This is a genomic window from Okibacterium endophyticum (assembly GCF_054780075.1).
Window position 1 is genome coordinate 25,339 of the sequence record NZ_BAAGXA010000001.1, and the last position, 19,633, is coordinate 44,971.

Here is a 19,633-nt window from a genome sequence, read left to right on the forward strand (position 1 = left end):
CTGCTCCTTGTTCGGGACTCCAGCCTAGGTCGCGAGTGTTCGGCTGCTCGGTGAATTTCCCGTGGATGCGCCGTGAACCGACGTGTGTGGTTTCGTAGATCACAGATGGCGCAGATACCGCTCAGGGGCCTGCATGAACCGCTGCCAGTGCTGCACCAGGGCGAGGTCACCCCATGACGTTTCGCGGATGCCGTCTTCGTCCAGTTCCAGGATCTGCGCGCCGGGCATGGCCGTGAGCAGAGGCGAATGGGTGGCGCAGATCACCTGCCCTCCGGCCTCGACGACGTCTGTGAAGGTTCCGATCAGCCGAAGGCACGCGGTGAACGACAGGGCGGCCTCTGGCTCGTCGAGCAGATAGAGGCCCTTCTGCACGAACCAGTCATCGAAGGCCTGCAGAAAGCTCTCACCGTGACTCACGGCGACGTAGTCGTCGCCGTACTGAAGCCGGTCGAAGACGTCGAGGGCCGTCTCTGAGCGTAGAAAGAACCCCTTCGCCTTGGTGCGAACCATCCCGGATCCCGCTGAACCCCTGTCGAGCGTGAGCGTTTCTCCGAGAGCCGATCTCTCGAGTTCAGAGGAGTATCTGCGGCCGCTGTGGCCGCCGCGCACGTCGACGCCCCAGGCCTCGGCGACCCCCTCGACGATCGTGGACTTGCCGCTCCCGTTCTCGCCGACGAGGAACGTGACCGGGTGAGTGAGCGACACCCCGTCGCCGATCAGCGCCGCGACGGCCGGAACCGTCCACGGCCAGACCCGAGGCTTCGTCAGCGACGCAGGAACACGCATCCGCTCGACGATCATCGTCCAAGTCTGTCATGGGCGGAAACGGTGACCATGACCGGGTCAGTCGTTGGTGCGATACTCCGTGCGTGCGTAGTCGTGATAGGGCGCGGGGGCGACGGTTGCCCGAATGCGCACCTGGCGGTGGTGCTCCACCTGGGGTTTCCTCGAGATCGGATTCTCGCCCCAGACCACCTCGACCACTGTGCCGTCGGCGATGCCGACATCGACAGAGGCGAGTGACATGTAGAGCTGGTCGAACGCCACGTAGCCGACATCCGTCGAGATTCCCACGGTGCTGCCGTCGTGCAGCACGTCGTCCATCTGATAGAAGCCGTACCTGGACTTGGGAAAGTCGATGAACTTCGCCGGTGTTCCCGGTGTGATCTGCGACTTGACCGCGTCGGCCACATCGTCGGCGTTCCACAGCAGCGTGACCTTGCGTCGACGCTGATTCTCGGCGTGCCGTTCGAGTGCTTCTCGCCCGTGAAAGTCGTGGTCGAACTTCACTGAGCGGCCGAGCCCGAGGTCGAAAGGCGTGACGTAGTAGTCGTGGATGTCTGTCGAATAGAGCGAACCGCCGATCGCGCCGGCTCTGGCCGCGGGCAGCCACTCGCGGTACTCCGCGAAGTCCTCATCGAAGATCGCGGGGAACGGCGTCGGCACCCAGCCGGATTCGAGCGGGGTGCTCGAGTACGCCTTGGCTCCTACGCGCCTGATGTCCCATTCGGCTCCAGCCTCGAGAATGGCGTCACGGACGATCTCGTTGTCTTTCCACGGCCCGAAGAACTCGAAACCGGGCTGCCCCGCCATTCCGTGCCTCAGACCGTGAACAGCCCTGCCGCCGATCTCGAAGTCCCCGATGTGAAAGAACTTCACCTCTGGGGGTGGCCCGCCGAACAGCTTCTCCATGACCTCGTTCGCAGAGGGGCCCTGCAGCTCATAGCGATAGAACGTGGGTGGCTCACTGCGCATGTTCGAGTTCGCCTCGAGACGATGACGCACGTCTCGTCCGTCAGCCTCTGCCCTCTCTGCGTTGAAGCGCACCCAGTCGATGAGAATGTGGTGTCCGACGAGCACCAGGCCGTCGTCGCCCAGGTGAAACAGGATGCCGTCGCCGATCAGGTAGCCGTCTTTGTTCACCGAGATCAGCTGCTTGGCGATTCCGCCCCTGAACGTGGCGAACGTGTTCGGCGAGATCGGTTCGAGCATCGAGATGACATCGTCGCCCTCGAGAAAGAGCTGTGTCATGTGGTGGGACTGATCCATCAGCGCCACGGTGGTGCTCCACGCGCGCTGTTCGTCGCGCCAGTTCGTGAACTCGGCGGCGACGGGGAACGTGAAGGCCGGCCAATCCTGGTTCCGGAGCAGCTCGACCGGGTTCCCGACCCGCTTGATGGCTTGGGCAAGACTTTCTGTCACGGTGGGTTCCTCACTCTGTACATCGTCGATGATGTGCCTCCGCGGAGCGGAATCCGGCAAGTCTACGAGTCCAGCCGTCAGCTGTCGTGCCGTTTTCGTATGAAGCGAATAAACTGCTTTCGGAGGCAGGCGTGGCTCGCAAATCGATGGGCGTCTCGGCGGTGAGCCGGATGCTGGCCGTGCTGGATTCGTTCGGTGTGGACGCACCGTTCCTCACCCTCAGCGAGATCGCAGGACGAGCGGGTCTTCCGCTGTCGTCGACCCACGGAATCGTGTCGGAGCTGGTCGACCAGGGGCTGCTCGAACGGGTGGCGAATCGGCGTTACCGTGTGGGCACGCGGCTGTGGGAGATCGGCAGTCGCACTCCAGGCGTGCTCGGGCTCCGCGAGTTCGCGCTGCCCCACCTGCAGAGTGTGCAGTCGGTGGTGAGGCAGCACACACAGCTGGTCGTCCGTTCTGAGCTGGATGTCCTTGTGATCGAGCGGCTCTCCGATCGTGATGCCGTGGTGAACGCCTCTGTCATCGGCGGACGGATCCCGTTGCAGCACTCGTCGGGAGGTCTCGTGCTTCTCGCGGATGCGGACGAAGCGCTGATCGAGGGTGTTCTGGAACGAGGCCTGAACCCTGCCACGGATGCCGGCATCCGCAGCGAGAAAGAACTGCGCGAGACTCTCGCTCGTGTGCGGCGCTACGGCTTCGCGGCCGCAGACGGGTTCATCTTCGTCGAGTCCCGTGGCATCGCCGTGCCCGTGCGCGGCGCCCATGGCGTTGTCGTCGGCGCGCTCGGTGTGGTGGTCGCCAACGACGGGAGTCCGCCGTTCCCCCATGTCACGCTCCTGCGACGTGCTGCGGCGAGGATCTCCGAAGCGCTTATGCGAAGCACTCTTCCCGCCGGTGACCCGCGTGCCCGGCCGGGGGGAGCGTATCGCCGTATGGTCAACTCGTCTGAACGGTCCATGGAGTATCTCGGCACCCACGAACCCGAACCCTGACGGTGGTCCGCATGCTACAGCCCACCCTGCTTCTCGCGGAAGGGGGCTGACCTGCAGAGACGCGCGTGTCAGCATCTGTGACGAAGGCCCCGCGACAGACGGGGCGCATCGAGCGTGAGGAGGACACCATGAGCGTCGCACGAGAAATGCTGGACACCCATCCGACGGACCTCGGAGAGATCGACCGTGACCTGCTGGTGGCCTGCATCGATGCATGTTTCGAATGCACCCAGGCGTGCACGGCGTGTGCGGATGCCTGCCTGAACGAACGGAATGTGCAGGACTTGACGATGTGCATTCGCGCGAACCAGGACTGCGCCGACGTGTGCATAGCAGCGGGGACCGTGCTGTCGAGGTATGGCGGCTACGGGGCCGACACCACCAGGGGCATCCTGGAGGCCTGCCGCAGGGCGTGTGAGTCGTGTGCGGACGAGTGCGGGCAGCACACGAAGATGCATGAGCACTGCCGCGTGTGCGCAGACGCGTGCCGGCGGTGCGCTGACGCCTGCGCGGCGCTGCTCGGCTCGCTGGCCTGAGCGGCGGAGAAGGACTTTCGGCAGCTGGAGTTGGGATCGGATTTCGCGTCGCCCTCGGCCGGCTATTCCGCTGTCAGGGGTGGGTCGAGTCATCCGTCCGGGCTCGAGTGACACGATGTCGCCGGGCAAGACGGCGCGTCACACAGCAACGCGCGTCGCCCGTCGTGATCAGATGAATCCGGGCGAGTGCGGGGCCGATGGGCGTGGTGGACTCAGCGTCGACGAAGGCTCTGGCACGGATCAGGATGGGCGGGACGAGGATGACACGCCCGAACCCATCCACACGTTTTGGCCGATAGCCCGCCTATAACCCACATGTGGCGGACCGCGAGACATAAAGAAACCCCGCGATGTAGAAGCTACGCGGGGTTTCAGTGGCTCCGACCGGCATCGATCCGGTGACCTTTCGATTTTCAGTCGAACGCTCTACCAACTGAGCTACAGAGCCAGACGACTCACGTCGCCAGTAGGTGAAAAACCCTTCCTTTCGGAAGGGCTTCTCGACCTGGCGACCCTGACGGGACTTGAACCCGCGACCTCCGCCGTGACAGGGCGGCACGCTAACCAACTGCGCTACAGGGCCATGCTTATTCAGTTATGAGCCTAGTGTATCCGTGACCCCAACGGGATTCGAACCCGTGCTACCGCCGTGAAAGGGCGGCGTCCTAGGCCGCTAAACGATGGGGCCGCAGCCGGTGATGAAATCTCGTGATTTCAACGTGGCTAACGACGCATAAGCATACGTGCACACGCGCCCATTTCGCAAAACGAGGTGGCGTGGCGCCTTCGGCCATAGACATCCGTCACTCTTTCGCCCCGCAAACGCATGTGACCTTTCCGGACGGGAGTGCGCGTCGGAACGGGCACACACGACCGGAAAGGTCACATAGAGAGAGCCGAGTGCGGCGTGGGATCAGTGCGAGGAGCCCTCTTCGGCGAGCTTCGTGAAGCCGGCCTGCACGATCTGCTCGGCCTCTGCAGCGTCGCCCCAGCCCTCGATCTTGACCCACTTGTTGGGCTCGAGGTCCTTGTAGCGGGTGAAGAAGTGCTCGATCTCGGCGCGGGTGTGCTCCGGAACATCGTTGATGTCTTGGATGTGCTGCCAGCGCGGGTCTTTGTGCTGCACACACACGATCTTCGCGTCGCTGCCGGCCTCGTCGCTCATGTTGAGCACACCGACGGGGCGCACCTTGATCCCGACGCCAGGAAACACCGGGTACTCGAGCAGCACGAGGGCGTCGACGGGGTCTCCGTCGAGGCCGAGGGTGTTCTCGAAGTAGCCGTAGTCGACGGGGTAGACGAACTGCGTGAAGAGCACACGGTCGAGATAGACCCGCCCGGTTTCGTGGTCGACCTCGTACTTGTTGCGGCTGCCCTTGGGGATTTCTACGACGACGTCGTAATCGGCCATGAGTTGTCTCCTCGGTTGATGGGGTGGAAATCTGCAATAACGTTACTTGATGCCCCTAGACGAATCAGGTGAACACCGCCCGCCGCTCGACCCCGCCGTTGCCGAGGTGAGGCGTGCCCTGCGACTCGGCCTGTCGGCGCATGCAGAACAGAAGGATGCCGCGGCGCCGCCGGTCGTGCTCGTCGCCCTGAGCGGGGGACCGGATTCGCTCGCTCTTGCCGCCGCTACGGCGTTCGAGGCGAGCAAGCTCGGTATTCGTGCCGGTGCCGTCATCGTCGATCACGGGCTGCAGAAGGGTTCCGCCGAGGTCGCCGAGCACGCCGCGGCACAGGCCAGAAGGCTCGGGCTGGATCCGGTCATCGCGACGAGTGTCGCGGTCGGGCAGGCGGGCGGACCTGAGGCGGCGGCCCGCGATGCCCGATACGCAGCCCTCGCTTCGGCCGCGGCTGACGCCGGGGCATCCGCCGTTCTCCTGGGGCACACCCTCGACGACCAGGCCGAGACCGTGCTGCTCGGCCTCGCCAGAGGGTCGGGCGCTGCCAGCCTGCAGGGCATGCCGCCGGCCGCCGGGCTGTATCTGAGACCGCTGCTCGGCGTGCGCAGGGAAATCACCCATGCGGCGTGTGCCGCCGAAGGGCTCGTGCCCTGGACCGACCCGCACAACACGGACACCGCGTTCACCCGGGTCCGAGTGCGTGAGAGCGTGCTCCCCGTGCTCGAGAGCGAACTCGGGCCGGGCGTCGCAGAATCGCTCGCGCGAACGGCAGAGCAACTGCGCGAAGACGCAGAGGCCTTCGACGAGATGATCGACGAGTTCATCGAAGAGATCTGTGAACCGGCAGAGGCCGGAATCGCCGTGTCGGTGGAGGCGCTCAGGGCGAACCCGCCCGCCATTCGCAACCGGATCATCCGCCTCGTCGCACGGAGCGAGTTCGGCCAGTCGCTGTCCCGCACCAACACCCTCGCCGTCGCCTCGCTCGTCACCGACTGGCGAGGGCAGGGTCCGATCGACGTGCCCGGCATCGTCGTCACACGAGAGGGCCCGCTGCTCGTGTTCGCGGCGCGCGCCTGACAGGAACCTCTGTGTGCCGAGCCTCTTCGGCGGCGAGCACGAGCGCGTTGGCGTGTGGTGCGCTCGGCACTTTAGACTCGACGCATGCACTCAAGCGACATCGCGAGCGACCTCAGCGCAGTCCTGGTCACCGAGGAGCAGATCGCAGGCAAGCTGTCCGAGCTGGCGGCACGGATCGACGCGGACTATGAGGGCAAAGAGCTTCTCCTCGTTGGTGTGCTCAAGGGCGCCGTTATGGTCATGGCAGACCTGTCGCGTGCGCTGACCACACACGTGCAGACGGACTGGATGGCCGTCAGCTCATACGGCGCCGGAACGAAGTCGAGCGGCGTCGTGCAGATTCGCAAAGACCTCGACACCGACCTCACCGGCCGTCACGTGCTCATCGTCGAAGACGTCATCGACTCCGGTCTGACCCTGTCGTGGCTCATCGAGAACTTCGCCTCGAGAGGTGTGGCGTCGCTCGAGGTGTGTGCCTTGCTGCGCAAACCGGATGCCGCCAAGGTCGAGATCGCGTGCAAATACGTCGGCTTCGACATTCCCAACGAATTCGTGGTGGGCTACGGCCTCGACTACGCCGAGAAGTACCGCAACCTGCGCGACGTCGCCGTGCTCGCACCGCACGTCTACCAGTAGGTGCGGGGCGCCGGCGCAATCGAGGGTGATCTGAAAGCGCCCAGCCCGGTTGTGCCGCGGGCGAGCGCGGCCGGTCTGGTTTCGATTGAGCATGCCACGCGTGCCACGCCCGCTCCCGCTCCACCTCCTCCTGGTCGAACGCCTGGCGCGTTCGGCTCTCGGAGAACATAAAGGCGGCGCCCAGCCCGCGCAAGATACCCTTATGGGCACGAGACTCAAGAACTCTCGCCGTCCCCGCCTTCAGAAAGGGTGTTGAGCACCGCTCACCGCACTATGAACTTCAAGCGCATCTTCAAGGGCCCGCTGCCATACATCCTGATCGCCATCATCGTGTTCTGGGTGGGATCGAGCCTGCTCAACTTCAACGGATACCGCGAGATCACCACCGAGCAGGGTCTTGAGCTGTTGAACGACGGCAAAGTCTCCGAGGTGATTCTCACCGAGGGCGACAACCGCGCCGACATGACTCTCGCCAAGGCGGACGAAGACCTCGGCGGCACGCAGGTGCAGTTCTACTACCTCAACGCGCGAGCCGACGACGTGGTCGCCGCCGTCGACGACGCCGACCTCGCAGACGGCTTCAACGACAAGGTTCCCCAGACCAACTGGTGGATGTCGATGCTCGGCCTTCTGCTTCCCCTGCTCTTGATCGGCGTGTTCTTCTGGATCATGCTGTCGAGCATGCAGGGCGGCGGCAGCAAAGTCATGCAGTTCGGCAAGTCCAAGGCGAAGATGGTCTCGAAAGAGTCGCCCAAGGTGACCTTCGACGACGTCGCAGGGGCCGATGAAGCCATCGAAGAACTCGGCGAGATCAAGGACTTCCTGAAAGACCCGGCGAAGTTCCAGGCCGTCGGAGCGCGTATTCCGAAGGGTGTGCTGCTCTATGGCCCTCCCGGAACCGGAAAGACGCTGCTCGCACGAGCCGTCGCGGGCGAAGCCAGTGTTCCGTTCTATTCGATCTCGGGCTCCGACTTCGTCGAGATGTTCGTCGGCGTCGGTGCGAGCCGGGTGCGCGACCTGTTCACGCAGGCGAAAGAGAACTCTCCCGCCATCATCTTCGTCGACGAGATCGACGCCGTCGGACGCCACCGCGGCGCGGGCATGGGCGGCGGCCACGACGAACGCGAGCAGACGCTCAACCAGCTGCTCGTCGAGATGGACGGCTTCGACCCGAAGACGAACGTCATCCTCATCGCGGCGACGAACCGCCCGGACATCCTCGACCCCGCACTGCTCCGTCCTGGACGGTTCGATCGTCAGATCGGCGTCGACGCCCCAGACATGGTCGGACGCCGCCAGATTCTCGAGGTGCACGGAAAAGGCAAACCGCTCGCCGAATCCGTTGACCTCGACGTCGTCGCGCGCAAAACCCCCGGGTTCACCGGCGCAGACCTCGCGAACGTGCTCAACGAGGCAGCGCTCCTCACCGCACGCTCGAACGCCCAGCTCATCGACAACCGCGCCCTCGACGAGGCGATCGACCGTGTGATGGCCGGCCCGCAGCGTCGCACCCGCGTGATGAAAGACAAAGAGAAGCTCATCACCGCCTACCACGAGGGCGGGCACGCACTCGCTGCCGCAGCGATGCGCAACACCGACCCCGTGACCAAGGTCACCATCCTGCCGCGCGGTCGCGCCCTCGGGTACACCATGGTCATCCCGCTCGAGGACAAGTACTCGGTGACCCGCAACGAGCTGCTCGACCAACTCGCCTACGCCATGGGCGGCCGCGTCGCCGAGGAGCTCGTCTTCCACGATCCGACCACCGGTGCGTCCAACGACATCGAGAAGGCCACGGGCATCGCACGCAAGATGGTGACGGAGTACGGCATGACGACAGAGGTCGGTGCTGTGAAGCTCGGTCAGTCAAGCGGCGAGGTGTTCCTCGGCAAAGACATGGGCCACCAGCGCGACTATTCGGAGCGCGTCGCCGAACGTGTCGACGTGCAGGTGCGTGAGCTCATCGAGCAGGCTCACGACGAAGCGTGGCAGGTCATCAGCGAGAACCGCGACATCCTCGACCGGCTCGCACACGAGCTGCTCGAGAAGGAGACCCTCGACCACAACCAGCTGGCCGAGATCTTCGCAGACATCAAGAAGCTGCCGGAGCGCCCGCAGTGGCTCTCGAGCTCGAAGCGGCCGGTGAGCGATCGACCTCCGGTTGATGTTCCCGTCTCGAAGGCGCCTATCGACAGCGACCTGACAGACGGCGGAGCGGAGAGCGACACGAAGGCGGCGAGGTCTCCACAGATCAATCCACGCCCGGCAACGGCCTGACGCCCATGGGTGTCGACAGGGCACGCATCGAAGCTGCCGTCGCCGAGCTCATCGAAGCCATCGGAGAAGACCCGGAGCGCGAGGGGCTCGCGCTGACTCCGTCACGCGTGGCCGAATCCTACGCGGAGTTCTTCTCCGGACTCGGCGTCGACCCGCTCGAGCACCTCACCGAGTCCGTCCCGCTCGAGGGAGACGGACCAGGTGAACTCGTGATCCTGCGCGACATCGCCTTCCGCTCGGTGTGCGAGCACCACCTGCTTCCGTTCAAGGGACGTGCGCACGTCGCATACCTCCCGAGCGATCGAGTGGTGGGGCTCGGACGGCTCGCGCGCGTTGTTGAGACGCTGGCATCGAGGCCGCAGCTTCAGGAGCGTCTCGGCGACGAGATCGCAGAGGCGATCGAGTCGGGGCTCGGCGCCAGCGGTGTGCTGATCGTGCTCGACGCCGCACACGGATGCGTGTGGTCGAGGGGAACCCGCCAGCAGGCGTCTTCGACGGTGACGGTCGCCGCCAGGGGCGATCTCACCGAGCCGGTGAGGCGGGCCGAGGTCATCGCTCTGATCGGTGCGCCCCGTGACTGATCGCGCGGGCCACGACCGGTCGGCGGGCACCGCCCGGATGCTTGTGTTCGGCGTGGTCAATGTCACAACCGATTCGTTCAGCGACGGCGGCCGCTATCTCGATCACGCGGCGGCTGTCGCGCACGCCCGCAGGCTTGTGGCCGATGGTGCGGACGTCATCGACGTCGGCGGGGAGTCGACGCGTCCGGGCGCCGATCGCATCGGTGCGGACGAGGAACAGCGCCGCGTGCTGCCGGTGATCCGCGAACTCGCGAGCCACGGCATCCGCGTGTCTGTTGACACCATGAACGCGGCGACAGCCCTCGCTGCGTTCCACGCGGGGGCTGAGATCGTTAATGACGTCGCGGCTGCCCTCGCCGATGACGCCATGGCCGGTGTCGCCGCCGAGGTCACGAACGCCGGAGGCCTGTACCTCGCGAGCCACTGGCGCGGGCATTCCGCGACGATGAACCAGCTCGCGCACTACGACAACGCCGTGACCGATGTCAGGGATGAGCTGGCCGCGCGGGTCGACATGCTCGTGCGCGCCGGTGTCAGGCCGGAGCGGCTTGTGCTCGATCCCGGTCTCGGCTTCGCCAAGGACGCCGAGCACAACTGGTCTGTCCTGCGCCAGATCGACGAACTGCAGGCGCTCGGGCACCCGGTGCTCATCGGCGCAAGCCGCAAGCGTTTTCTCGGTCCGCTTCTGCCGGACGGGGCGTCGATGGCCGATCGCGACCTGCCGACAGCCGTTCTGAGTGCACTGCTCGCCGACAGGGGGGTCTGGGGAGTACGGGTGCACAATGTCGTCGCCACACGGGTCGCCCTCGCCGTCGCCGAGCAGGTCGGGCGCAGCGCTCGCTGACGTGCGATCGGGAGCGTTTTGTCTGGTATCTCCAGAGTTTTCGGAGAAGCGCTGCACATCATCCACAGCCGACACGGGAGCCGATTCGCGCTAGCCTGTTGAGGTCGCGGCGACATCGCGGCATGAATCTCGACCAGGAGTGTGCATGACGACTGCAACGATCTCTCGCCCGAAGCTGACCCTCGCCGACCACGTGGTGCCGCGCACCTGGGTCAACAACATCGTGCTGATCCTCGCCGGTGTCGCGGTCGTGAGCGGCCTCGCCCTCGTCGAGATCCCGATGTGGCCGGTTCCGATATCGGGCCAGACCCTCGGCGTGATGATCGTCGGCGCCACCCTCGGAGCGTGGCGCGGAGCCGTGTCGATGACGAGCTATATGCTGCTCGGCCTCGCCGGGCTCCCGATCTTCTCGGGGGGAACGGGCACGCTCGCCGCCCTGGCAAAGCCGTCGTTCGGGTTCATCATCGGCTTCATCGCCGCCGCTGCGCTCATCGGGTGGCTGGCCGAGCGCAACTGGGACAAGCGCCCGACTCTCTCGCTCCTCGGGTTCCTCGCCGCAAGCGTTGTGCCGTTCCTCTTCGGCGTGCCGTACATGGGCATGATCCTCGGCAGCCTGGGCCTGCCGAACGACTTCGGCACGCTGATCGCCCTCGGTGTGCTGCCGTTCATCGTCGGAGGCATCGTCAAGTGGCTCGTCGCCGCATCCGTGCTGCCGCTCGCGTGGCGTGGCGTTCGCGCCTTCGAACGGCGCGGCGCAGAGAAGGACTAGCGTCTGGTTGCACAGGCGTTCGCATCGGCCGGAGGCAGTTGCCAGGGCTCACCCGTAAGGTGGAGTCGTGACATACAGGGACTCGATCAGCATCACCGGGTTGCGCGTGCGCGCACACCACGGTGTGTACCCGTTCGAGCGTGAGGCCGGTCAGGACTTCGTCATCGACCTCTCTGTCGACCTCGACCTGTCGGGTGCGGCGTCAGAAGACGACCTCGCGAAGACGATCCACTACGGTGAGCTCGCCGAGCGGGTCGCCGCGGCCGTCGCGACAGACCCGGTCGACCTGATCGAGACGGTCGCAGAGCGTGTCGCGGCGATCGCACTCGGCTACGACGCGGCGTCCCGTGTGCGCGTCACCGTGCACAAGCCCGACGCTCCGATTCCGTTGCCGTTCGATGACGTCGCCGTCTCGATCGAACGGCGCCGAGAGGCCGGTACCGGCACAGGAGGACCCGGATGAGCCCGTTGCCGAAACCCAACATCCATCCTCCGGTGCGGCCGCTCAGAGGCGAGCCGGTGCGTGCCGTGCTCGCGTTCGGAAGCAACCTGGGCGACCGGGAAACGGCCATCCGAGGCGCCGTGGACGAGCTTGACGCGCACAACGGCATACGGCTGGTCGCGCTGTCGGCGCTGATGGAATCCGTTGCCGTCACCGCTCACGGCGAAGACGCCGATGCGCCCGCGTACCTCAACGCGGTGGCCGTCGTCCGCACCACACTGACTCCGCACGAACTCCTCGACACGATCAACGGGATCGAGGACTCGCACGGACGGGTGCGCGCCGAGCGTTGGGGAGACCGTACCCTTGACATCGACATCATCGCCTATGGCCAGAGCGTTATCTCCGACGATCGGCTCACCGTGCCGCACCCTCGTGCGGCAGAGCGCACGTTCGTGCTCGAACCGTGGCTCGAGATCGACCCAGAAGCGGTGCTGCCCGAAGCGGGTCGAGTCGACGAGCTCCTGCAGATGCTGAGGCGCGACAGCCGCGACGGGACGGGCCCATGAACCGCACACGAGCGACGCCCCTGATCGGCATCGCCGTGCTCGCAGGCGTGGTGGGGTTCCTTCTCGAGTACTGGGCGACGTCGACGGGGCTCGCCCTGATCGTTCCGCCGCTCACCCTGCCGCTGACCCTGATCGTGGTGTCAGCGCTCCTCCTCGGTTTTGCGATCCCCATCCGACGTGCTGTCACGGGCGCGGCGACGCATCGCATCGATCCGTTCAGGGCCACGAGGGTGGTCGTTCTCGCGAAGGCCTGCAGCCTGGTCGGGGCACTGCTCACCGGTCTCTCGGCTGGAGCGCTCATCTTCTTTCTGACGAGGTCCGTCCTGCCGGATGTAGGCTCGATGTGGCTCGCGACAGCCTCGTGTCTTGGCGCTGTGGTGCTCGGCGTGGCCGGGCTTGTCGCCGAGCATCTGTGCACACTGCCGAAAGATGAAGACCCAGACAATGACGACACCTCCCACTCCGACGACGCCTGACGCGCAACCCCTGCAACCGGCAGAGAACGGCGCGACCAGCGCGGCGTCTCACCCCGGCGAGAGCGGGTGGAGGCGCGTCTCACCCAAATACGTCATCGTCGACCTGCTCGGGGGAGCGGTGTTCATGGTCGTCGTCGCCGCTGCCGCTCTCGCACTGCAGCTGTTCGCCGGAATCACCTGGCAGTGGTGGCCGGCGGGCGCGCTGCTCGTCATCTCGGCCATCACGGCGGTGCTCACCCCCCGTCGGGTGCGAGCGATCGGCTACCAGTTGCGTGCAGACGACCTGCTCTTCCGCCGCGGGATCATGTGGACGCGTATGGTCGCTGTCCCCTATGGGCGTATGCAGCTCATCGACATCAACCGGGGCCCGCTCGCGCGTGCGTTCAAGCTGGCCGAGCTCAAGTTCGTCACGGCCTCCGCCGCGACGGCTGTTGTGATCCCCGGTCTCCCCGAAGAAGAAGTCGAGCAGCTGCGCGATCACCTCGTCGCCGTTGCCGAGAGCCGTCGGACCGGGCTGTGAGCTCAGGCGATCCCCGAGAGCACCCGAACGTGCAGCCGCAGGCAACCACCGGGCAGTCGGCTTCCCGCAACCTCGCCGACGGCGAATGGCACCGCCTGCACCCCGCGACGCCTCTCTTGAGAGGCGGCCTCGTATTCGTGGCGATCGCCGGATTCGTGATCGCGAACCTGCGCGAACGCATCGTGGAACTGTTTCTGCCGGGGGATCTCGACTGGGAGAACGGTTCATACGATCCACTCACCTACATCGTCGAAAACGGCATCCTCGGGCTCGCGCTGCTGATCCTGCTCGGCGTGCTGCTCGTTGTCATCGGAGCGTTCTTCCTGTCGTGGCGGATGCACACGTTCCGCATCACGGGCGAAGCCGTCGAGGTGCGGAGCGGCATCCTCTTCCGCACACATCGCCAGGCGAAACTCGACCGCGTGCAGGGTGTCACCATTGCTCGCCCGTTTCTGTCGCGACTCGTCGGAGCAGCGAAGATGGAGGTCGGCGTCGCAGGCCAGGACTCGAGCGTGAAACTCGAGTACCTGTTCAGCAGGGACGCTGACCGTCTGCGCGTCGACGTGCTCACGCTTGCATCCGGCGTTCGACTGGCCGACGCCGGGATCGCGCCCGCACCGACCGTCGGTCCAGACGGTGTCACGCTTCCGCCCGAAGCGCAGCGGGCGACGTCAGGCGACCAGAGCGTCAGCACGCTCATCAACGAACGCGTGCACGACTTTCTCTCGCCTGAACTCGATCCGTCGGCGGCGCCGCCCGAGTCCGTTGTGCGCATACCCCCTGGCCGGCTCATCGTCTCGACGCTCGTCGGAATGCCCAGCGTGTTCGTTCTCGCCATGACAGCGGGTCTGATCGTGTCGCTCGTCAACGGCCTGGTCTGGTCGCTGTTCTGGTTCGTTCCCGGCATCATCGGCATAGGCAGCTACTACGTGTCGACGGTGACCAAATCGCTCAGGTACAGCATCGCCGGCACATCCTCCGGGGTTCGCGTCGGGTTCGGGCTTCTCTCGACGAGCAACGACACGATCCCACCGGGCCGGGTGCACGCCGTGCGGATCTCGCAACCGATTCTCTGGCGCTTCTTCGGCTGGTGGCAGATCAAGATCAACAAGGCGGGACTCAGCGCGGAAGCTGTCGCCGGGGGCAAGGGAAACACCACCGTGCTGCCGGTGGGAACCGTCGACGACGTCGCACGTGTGCTCGACCTGCTGCTCGAGGGTGTGCGCTCCGACGACCTGCTCACCGAACTCGAGCAGGTTCTTCTCACACCGCAATCGTCGGGTTTCACCCTCGCGCCGAGGCGCGCCGCGTGGGTCGACCCGATCGCGTGGAAGCGCACGGGCTTCACACTCCGCGGGGGATTGCTGCTGTTCAGACGCGGTGTTCTCTGGCGCCGGCTCGACCTGGTGCCCCTCGCGCGGATGCAGAGCATCGCCGTCTCGCGAGGTCCGGTGCAGCGGATGCTCGGGCTTTCGTCTGCGCACGCACACACGGTGGTCGGCCCCGTCACCGTCAGGCTCGACTCGCTGGATTCGGCGGTCGCAGCCGATCTGTTCTCACGCGTGGCGCACCTGGTCGTCAACGCCATGGCAGAGGATCACAGCCACAGGTGGGCCGAGGAACGTCCCGGAACCGAGCCAGAACCACAACCCGAACTCGAGCCAGAACCCGGAACCGAGCCAGAACCACAACACGAGCCCGAACCCGAACTCGAACTCGAGCCCGAACTCGCGCCAGAACTCGAAGCTGAGGCGGAGCCTCTGAGGAATCCGGGAACATCCTCGCCGGAAGCCGGACGATGATCCAGAGAGCAGGCCGGCTGGGGATCGGGATCATCGGCGCGGGTCGTGTCGGACCGGTGCTCGGTGCGGCACTCGCCGGGGCGGGGCACGCCATCACGGGAATCAGCGCCATCTCGCAGCAGAGCCGCGACCGGGCGGAAGCCATGCTCCCGGGGGTGCCCGTGCTCGAGATTCCCGACCTGGTCGAGCGCAGCGAGCTCGTGATGCTCGCCATCCCGGCCGGCGAACTGCCCGCCCTCGTCGACGGGCTCGCGGCGACCGGCACCTGGCAGCCCGGCCAGCTCGTGATGCACACGGCGCCCGGGCACGGGGCAGGCATCCTCGCCCCGGCGGTGTCGCGGGGCGCGATCCCCCTCGCGATCCACCCGGCCATGGTGTTCACCGGCGCGAGCATCGACATCGCGCGCCTGGCCGAGACCTGGTTCGCCGTCACCGCTCCGGCTCCCGTGCTGCCGATCGCGCAGGCCCTTGTGGTCGAAATGGGCGGTGAGCCCGTCGTCGTCGATGAGGCAGACCGTGCCAGATACGCCGAGGCGATTGCGACGGCGAGCGAGTTCTCGCGCTCCATCGTGCAGCAGGCAACGGGGATCCTCACAGGTATCGGCATCGAGAACCCCGGAGCGTTCCTCTCATCGCTTGTGCGATCGTCGGTCGACAACGCCCTGACGGATGCGACACCGCCGGGCGGGCTGCGCGGGCTGGACGACATCGGGCTGGACGACATCGGATGAGAGGGCTCCGCCCCGTGTCTGTGCACAACGAGGGCGACGTCGCATCGTGCGCACAGCCACGTAAACTGGCTTGAAGCCCACCAGGAGACACACCACATGACGCCACGCACCCCAGACGCCGCCACCGGCGCGCCTTCAGAGCAGGCCGCTGCTCAGACCGCAGACGAGATCTTCGCAGACGAGGCGTCTGAGCAGAAGGCCGTGCGGCTGGCCAAGCGTGAGCGGCTGATGGCAGAGGCCGCGGACGCTGCGGGCGGCGCGTATCCCGTCACGGTTCCGGTGACCACCACCATTTCCGCCGTGCGCGAGAAATACGCGGATCTCGTCGCAGACGACGTGACCGGCGACATCGTCGGGGTCGCCGGTCGTGTCGTCTTCGCGCGCAACACCGGCAAACTCTGCTTTGCCAGCCTGCAGGCGGGCGACGGCACACGTTTGCAGGCGATGGTGTCGCTCGCCGAGGTGGGCGAGGAGTCCCTGGCGCGATGGAAGGAACTCGTCGACCTGGGCGATCACGTCTTCGTTCGCGGCGAAGTGATCTCGAGCCGCCGGGGTGAGCTGTCGATCATGGTGACGGACTGGCAGATCGCCTCGAAGGCGATCCTGCCGCTGCCGAACCTGCACAACGAGCTGAGCGAAGAGACACGGGTGCGCAGTCGCTACCTCGACCTCATCGCGCGAGAGCAGGCGCGCACAACTGTGCTTCAGCGCGCGCAGACCGTGTCGAGCCTGCGACGAACCTTCAGCGAACTCGGTTTCATCGAGATCGAGACCCCGATGCTCCAGGTCATGCACGGCGGAGCATCCGCCCGACCGTTCGTCACCCATTCGAACGCCTTCGACACCGACCTGTACCTGCGCATCGCCCCCGAGCTGTATCTCAAGCGTGCTGTCGTCGGCGGAATCGACAGGGTGTACGAGATCAACCGCAACTTTCGCAACGAGGGCGCGGATTCCACCCACAGCCCGGAGTTCGCGATGCTCGAGGCGTACGAGGGCTATGGCGACTACAACTCGATCGCCGACCTCACACAGCGCCTGATCCAGGACGCAGCCCTCGCCGTGTCTGGTTCGCACCTGGTGACCTGGGCTGACGGAACCGAATACGACCTCGGCGGTGAATGGCGCCGGATCAGCATGTTCGCGAGCCTGTCAGAGGCCGTCGGGCGTGAGATCACACCGCAGACCCCGCTCGACGAGCTGCGGCAGCTCGCCGAACGCGCCGGTCTCGAGGTGCCGCACCCGCTGCACGGAAAGTATGTCGAAGAACTGTGGGAGCACTTCGTGAAAGACGGGCTCGACCGCCCGACGTTCGTGATGGACTTTCCGCTCGACACCTCTCCGCTCGTGCGCGGCCATCGCTCAGAGCCCGGTGTCGTCGAGAAGTGGGATCTCTACGTTCGCGGATTCGAACTCGCGACGGGGTACTCCGAGCTCGTCGATCCCGTTGTGCAGCGTGAACGCTTCATCGAGCAGGCGAAGCTCGCCGCGAGCGGTGACAGCGAGGCCATGCGCCTCGACGAGGAGTTCCTGCGTGCTCTCGAACACGGTATGCCGCCTTCGGGAGGGATGGGCATGGGCATCGACCGGCTTATGATGGCCCTCACCGGGTTGGGCATCCGCGAAACGATCCTCTTTCCGTTGGTGAAGTGATGGGCCGTTGGTGAAGTGATGGGCGATTTTCTGCCGAACGGCGGCTCGGAGCCACACGATCCGAAGAAGCCGAGCAGGGCGCGCGTCGTGCTCTGGGTCGTGGGGGCGGGTGCCGGTCTTTATCTGATCGGCAGCGGCCTGGTCGGCATCCTCTCGCCGTAGCCCGGCTCTGATCGGCCCCGGTGCGCGCGCCGGCATACGGGTAGGATGGGGCCGTTATGGACAATTTCTGGATCAACGCGCTCTGGTCGGTCACTCCGACGGTGCTCATCGGCGGAATCTTCTGGCTCGTTATGCGTGCGATCCTTCGTGCCGACCGGAACGAGCGCGCTGCGTACGCGGATCTCGAGGCGACTGAACGTGCCAGGCTCGGGCTCCCGCCCGCACCCAGAGAGAGCCACTCGGCATCCTGAGCGGAATCTCGCCTGCGGTTCGCACGCGTGGCTGCGTCGGCGGCTCTTGACCACTCGCTAGGCTGAGCGATACCTGCCCGCGCCCCGAGTGAAGGCTGAGCCATGTTCGACGACCCCGCTGATTGGGTGCTCTGGGGTCTTATCGCAATCGATCTCACCATCCGCGTCATCGCGATCATCGTTGTGCCACGCAACAGAAAACCGACGGCCGGTATGGCCTGGCTGCTCACGATCTTCTTCGTCCCATACGTCGGTGTGCTGTTCTTTCTTCTGATCGGAAACCCGAAACTGCCGCGCAAGCGGCGCAAGGTCCAGGAAGAGATCAACGAGTTCGTCCGTCTGGTGAGCGATCGGATGCCTGCCCAGACACTGCAGCCGGGCGCCCCGGCGTGGTTCACCTCGCTGGTGCGGCTGAATTCCAACCTCGGTGCGCTTCCGCTGCTCGGCGGCAACGTAGCCTCTCTCATCCCGGGCTATCAGGACTCGCTCGACGAGATGACCGCGGCGGTCGACAAGGCAGAGGAGTACGTTCACGTCGAGTTCTACATCCTCGTTCTCGATGACACCACGAAACCGTTCTTCGACGCACTGGAGCGCGCGGTGAAGCGCGGTGTTGTTGTGCGCGTTCTGATGGACCATTGGGCCTGCATGCGCAAGCCGAACTACCGGCGGACCAAAAGGCGCCTCTCAGGCATGGGAGCCGAGTGGCACCTGATGCTGCCTCTGCTCCCGCTCCAGGGCAAGTTCCAGCGCCCCGATCTGCGCAACCACCGCAAGCTGCTCATCGCCGACGGCCGGGTCGGTTTTATGGGCTCGCTCAACGTCACGGATCGCAGTTACAACCTCAAAGCCAACATCAGGCGCGGGCTCAAATGGAAAGAGCTCATCACGAAGCTTGAAGGACCCGTCGTCGGTGCGCTCGACGCGATCTTCATCAGCGACTGGTACAGCGAGACCGGAGAGCTGATCTCGCGCGAGGTCGACGTCACCGATCACGATCCGGAGAACGGCGCGCTCGACTGCCAGGTGGTCCCGAGCGGGCCGGGATTCGAAGCCGAGAACAACCTTCGCCTCTTTCTCGGACTGCTCTATTCGGCCCAGAGACGCGTGGTGATCACCAGCCCGTACTTCGTGCCGGACGAATCGCTTCTCTATGCGGTGACGGCCGCCGTGCAGCGGGGCGTGCCCGTCGATCTCTTCGTCTCTGAGATCGGCGACCAGGCGCTGGTGTATCACGCACAACGGTCCTATTACGAGGAGCTCCTGCGCGGTGGAGTGCGCATCTACCTCTACCCCGCGCCATACATCCTTCACGCAAAGCACTTCACGATCGACGACGACGTCGCCGTGATCGGCTCGAGCAACATGGACATGCGCTCCTTCGGCCTCAACCTGGAGGTGTCGCTGCTCGTTCGCGGTTCCTCATTCGTCGACGACATGCGCCGGGTCGAGGACGACTACCGTGCGATCAGCCGGGAGCTCACCCTCGACGAGTGGCTGAAACAGCCGCTCAGGTCGACCGTTCTCGACAACCTCGCCCGGCTCACATCCGCACTTCAGTGATCCGCGGGCTCATGGCCGTGCTTCAAGCGCGGGATGGCTACGCCTCGCTGTGAAGTGCACCGACCGCGTGGTCATCGTTCCTGTCCGCACCGTTTCGGCTCGCCCTCGCCCGGGCTAGATCGAAACGGCCGGGTGCCGCAGGGG

Annotated in this window: 21 protein-coding genes and 3 tRNA genes; 18 read left to right on the forward strand and 6 right to left on the reverse strand. The window is 65.5% G+C overall.

Translation table 11 applies throughout. The features are described from left to right. Positions 1-99: 99 nt before the first annotated feature. The gene (locus tag ACYVF5_RS00130; protein WP_460942068.1) at positions 100-801 is read right to left on the reverse strand and encodes an AAA family ATPase; all 702 of its coding nucleotides are present in this window, start codon (positions 799-801) and stop codon (positions 100-102) included. Between the two features lie 42 nt (positions 802-843). Beyond that, positions 844-2,202 (reverse strand): aminomethyl transferase family protein, encoded by a 1,359-nt coding sequence (locus ACYVF5_RS00135; RefSeq protein ID WP_460942070.1) that lies wholly within the window; start codon positions 2,200-2,202, stop codon positions 844-846. 131 nt (positions 2,203-2,333) lie between these two features. Here ACYVF5_RS00135 and ACYVF5_RS00140 point away from each other — a divergent pair, with 131 nt between their 5' ends. Both ACYVF5_RS00140 and ACYVF5_RS00145 read left to right on the forward strand, forming a co-directional pair. Next, a complete protein-coding gene (locus ACYVF5_RS00140) occupies positions 2,334-3,194 on the forward strand; it encodes an IclR family transcriptional regulator (RefSeq protein ID WP_460942072.1) in 861 nt (286 codons plus the stop codon). Between the two features lie 128 nt (positions 3,195-3,322). Next, a complete protein-coding gene (locus tag ACYVF5_RS00145; RefSeq protein ID WP_460942074.1) occupies positions 3,323-3,730 on the forward strand; it encodes a four-helix bundle copper-binding protein in 408 nt (135 codons plus the stop codon). 375 nt (positions 3,731-4,105) lie between these two features. Here the strand turns inward: ACYVF5_RS00145 and ACYVF5_RS00150 are convergent. From ACYVF5_RS00150 to ppa, 4 genes are all read right to left on the reverse strand, one after another. Then, a tRNA-Phe gene (locus ACYVF5_RS00150) sits at positions 4,106-4,178 on the reverse strand. Positions 4,179-4,236: 58 nt separating this feature from the next. Beyond that, positions 4,237-4,313: transfer RNA gene (locus ACYVF5_RS00155), tRNA-Asp, on the reverse strand. Between the two features lie 32 nt (positions 4,314-4,345). Beyond that, positions 4,346-4,418 (reverse strand) — tRNA-Glu (locus ACYVF5_RS00160). Positions 4,419-4,643: 225 nt separating this feature from the next. Then, entirely contained in the window at positions 4,644-5,141 is a 498-nt protein-coding gene (gene ppa, locus ACYVF5_RS00165; protein ID WP_460942076.1) for an inorganic diphosphatase, read from the reverse strand. A gap of 49 nt (positions 5,142-5,190) precedes the next feature. Between ppa and tilS the strand changes: the two genes are divergently transcribed. The 16 genes from tilS (at position 5,191) to cls (ending at position 19,489) form a co-directional block, all read left to right on the forward strand. Beyond that, positions 5,191-6,213, forward strand: a complete 1,023-nt coding sequence (gene tilS, locus ACYVF5_RS00170; RefSeq protein ID WP_460942078.1) for a tRNA lysidine(34) synthetase TilS — start codon at positions 5,191-5,193, stop codon at positions 6,211-6,213. A gap of 84 nt (positions 6,214-6,297) precedes the next feature. After that, positions 6,298-6,849, forward strand: coding sequence for a hypoxanthine phosphoribosyltransferase (hpt, locus tag ACYVF5_RS00175; protein ID WP_460942080.1), 552 nt, complete (start codon positions 6,298-6,300; stop codon positions 6,847-6,849). A gap of 273 nt (positions 6,850-7,122) precedes the next feature. Further along, positions 7,123-9,126: an ATP-dependent zinc metalloprotease FtsH gene (gene ftsH / locus ACYVF5_RS00180; RefSeq protein WP_460942082.1), complete on the forward strand. Its 2,004-nt coding sequence runs from the start codon at positions 7,123-7,125 to the stop codon at positions 9,124-9,126. 5 nt (positions 9,127-9,131) lie between these two features. After that, entirely contained in the window at positions 9,132-9,707 is a 576-nt protein-coding gene (gene folE / locus ACYVF5_RS00185; RefSeq protein ID WP_460942084.1) for a GTP cyclohydrolase I FolE, read from the forward strand. Beyond that, complete coding sequence (folP, locus tag ACYVF5_RS00190) at positions 9,700-10,551, forward strand: dihydropteroate synthase (protein WP_460942086.1); 852 nt, start codon at positions 9,700-9,702, stop codon at positions 10,549-10,551. Before folE ends, folP begins: the two co-directional genes overlap by 8 nt. Positions 10,552-10,696: 145 nt before the next feature. Next, positions 10,697-11,320, forward strand: a complete 624-nt coding sequence (locus ACYVF5_RS00195) for a biotin transporter BioY (protein WP_460942088.1) — start codon at positions 10,697-10,699, stop codon at positions 11,318-11,320. Positions 11,321-11,387: 67 nt separating this feature from the next. Next, a complete protein-coding gene (folB, locus tag ACYVF5_RS00200) occupies positions 11,388-11,783 on the forward strand; it encodes a dihydroneopterin aldolase (protein ID WP_460942090.1) in 396 nt (131 codons plus the stop codon). Beyond that, positions 11,780-12,331 (forward strand): 2-amino-4-hydroxy-6-hydroxymethyldihydropteridine diphosphokinase, encoded by a 552-nt coding sequence (gene folK, locus ACYVF5_RS00205; RefSeq protein WP_460942092.1) that lies wholly within the window; start codon positions 11,780-11,782, stop codon positions 12,329-12,331. The genes folB and folK overlap by 4 nt, the downstream gene beginning before the upstream one ends. After that, entirely contained in the window at positions 12,328-12,807 is a 480-nt protein-coding gene (locus ACYVF5_RS00210) for a DUF3180 domain-containing protein (protein ID WP_460942094.1), read from the forward strand. The genes folK and ACYVF5_RS00210 overlap by 4 nt, the downstream gene beginning before the upstream one ends. Continuing rightward, positions 12,761-13,327, forward strand: a complete 567-nt coding sequence (locus ACYVF5_RS00215; RefSeq protein ID WP_460942096.1) for a PH domain-containing protein — start codon at positions 12,761-12,763, stop codon at positions 13,325-13,327. Before ACYVF5_RS00210 ends, ACYVF5_RS00215 begins: the two co-directional genes overlap by 47 nt. Continuing rightward, positions 13,324-15,129, forward strand: coding sequence for a PH domain-containing protein (locus ACYVF5_RS00220; protein WP_460942098.1), 1,806 nt, complete (start codon positions 13,324-13,326; stop codon positions 15,127-15,129). The genes ACYVF5_RS00215 and ACYVF5_RS00220 overlap by 4 nt, the downstream gene beginning before the upstream one ends. After that, positions 15,126-15,860, forward strand: coding sequence for a Rossmann-like and DUF2520 domain-containing protein (locus ACYVF5_RS00225; RefSeq protein WP_460942100.1), 735 nt, complete (start codon positions 15,126-15,128; stop codon positions 15,858-15,860). Before ACYVF5_RS00220 ends, ACYVF5_RS00225 begins: the two co-directional genes overlap by 4 nt. Positions 15,861-15,956: 96 nt before the next feature. Beyond that, positions 15,957-17,513 carry a lysine--tRNA ligase gene (gene lysS, locus ACYVF5_RS00230; protein WP_460942102.1) on the forward strand — a complete coding sequence of 519 codons (1,557 nt, stop codon included), beginning with the start codon at positions 15,957-15,959 and terminating at the stop codon, positions 17,511-17,513. An 18-nt stretch (positions 17,514-17,531) separates the two neighbouring features. After that, on the forward strand, positions 17,532-17,675 hold the full coding sequence (locus ACYVF5_RS00235; protein WP_460942104.1) for a hypothetical protein: 144 nt from the start codon (positions 17,532-17,534) through the stop codon (positions 17,673-17,675). 56 nt (positions 17,676-17,731) lie between these two features. Next, entirely contained in the window at positions 17,732-17,926 is a 195-nt protein-coding gene (locus tag ACYVF5_RS00240) for a hypothetical protein (RefSeq protein ID WP_460942106.1), read from the forward strand. Between the two features lie 102 nt (positions 17,927-18,028). Further along, on the forward strand, positions 18,029-19,489 hold the full coding sequence (gene cls / locus ACYVF5_RS00245; protein WP_460942108.1) for a cardiolipin synthase: 1,461 nt from the start codon (positions 18,029-18,031) through the stop codon (positions 19,487-19,489). Positions 19,490-19,633: the final 144 nt, after the last annotated feature.

Coding starts and splice junctions, on each gene's coding strand:
- ACYVF5_RS00130 (WP_460942068.1), bottom strand. CDS start 801: ATGATCGTCGAGCGGATGCGTGTTCCTGCGTCGCTGACGAAGCCTCGG.
- ACYVF5_RS00145 (WP_460942074.1), top strand. CDS start 3,323: ATGAGCGTCGCACGAGAAATGCTGGACACCCATCCGACGGACCTCGGA.
- ppa (WP_460942076.1), bottom strand. CDS start 5,141: ATGGCCGATTACGACGTCGTCGTAGAAATCCCCAAGGGCAGCCGCAAC.
- tilS (WP_460942078.1), top strand. CDS start 5,191: ATGCCCCTAGACGAATCAGGTGAACACCGCCCGCCGCTCGACCCCGCC.
- hpt (WP_460942080.1), top strand. CDS start 6,298: ATGCACTCAAGCGACATCGCGAGCGACCTCAGCGCAGTCCTGGTCACC.
- ftsH (WP_460942082.1), top strand. CDS start 7,123: ATGAACTTCAAGCGCATCTTCAAGGGCCCGCTGCCATACATCCTGATC.
- folE (WP_460942084.1), top strand. CDS start 9,132: ATGGGTGTCGACAGGGCACGCATCGAAGCTGCCGTCGCCGAGCTCATC.
- ACYVF5_RS00195 (WP_460942088.1), top strand. CDS start 10,697: ATGACGACTGCAACGATCTCTCGCCCGAAGCTGACCCTCGCCGACCAC.
- folK (WP_460942092.1), top strand. CDS start 11,780: ATGAGCCCGTTGCCGAAACCCAACATCCATCCTCCGGTGCGGCCGCTC.
- ACYVF5_RS00210 (WP_460942094.1), top strand. CDS start 12,328: ATGAACCGCACACGAGCGACGCCCCTGATCGGCATCGCCGTGCTCGCA.
- ACYVF5_RS00215 (WP_460942096.1), top strand. CDS start 12,761: ATGAAGACCCAGACAATGACGACACCTCCCACTCCGACGACGCCTGAC.
- ACYVF5_RS00225 (WP_460942100.1), top strand. CDS start 15,126: ATGATCCAGAGAGCAGGCCGGCTGGGGATCGGGATCATCGGCGCGGGT.
- lysS (WP_460942102.1), top strand. CDS start 15,957: ATGACGCCACGCACCCCAGACGCCGCCACCGGCGCGCCTTCAGAGCAG.
- ACYVF5_RS00235 (WP_460942104.1), top strand. CDS start 17,532: ATGGGCGATTTTCTGCCGAACGGCGGCTCGGAGCCACACGATCCGAAG.
- ACYVF5_RS00240 (WP_460942106.1), top strand. CDS start 17,732: ATGGACAATTTCTGGATCAACGCGCTCTGGTCGGTCACTCCGACGGTG.
- cls (WP_460942108.1), top strand. CDS start 18,029: ATGTTCGACGACCCCGCTGATTGGGTGCTCTGGGGTCTTATCGCAATC.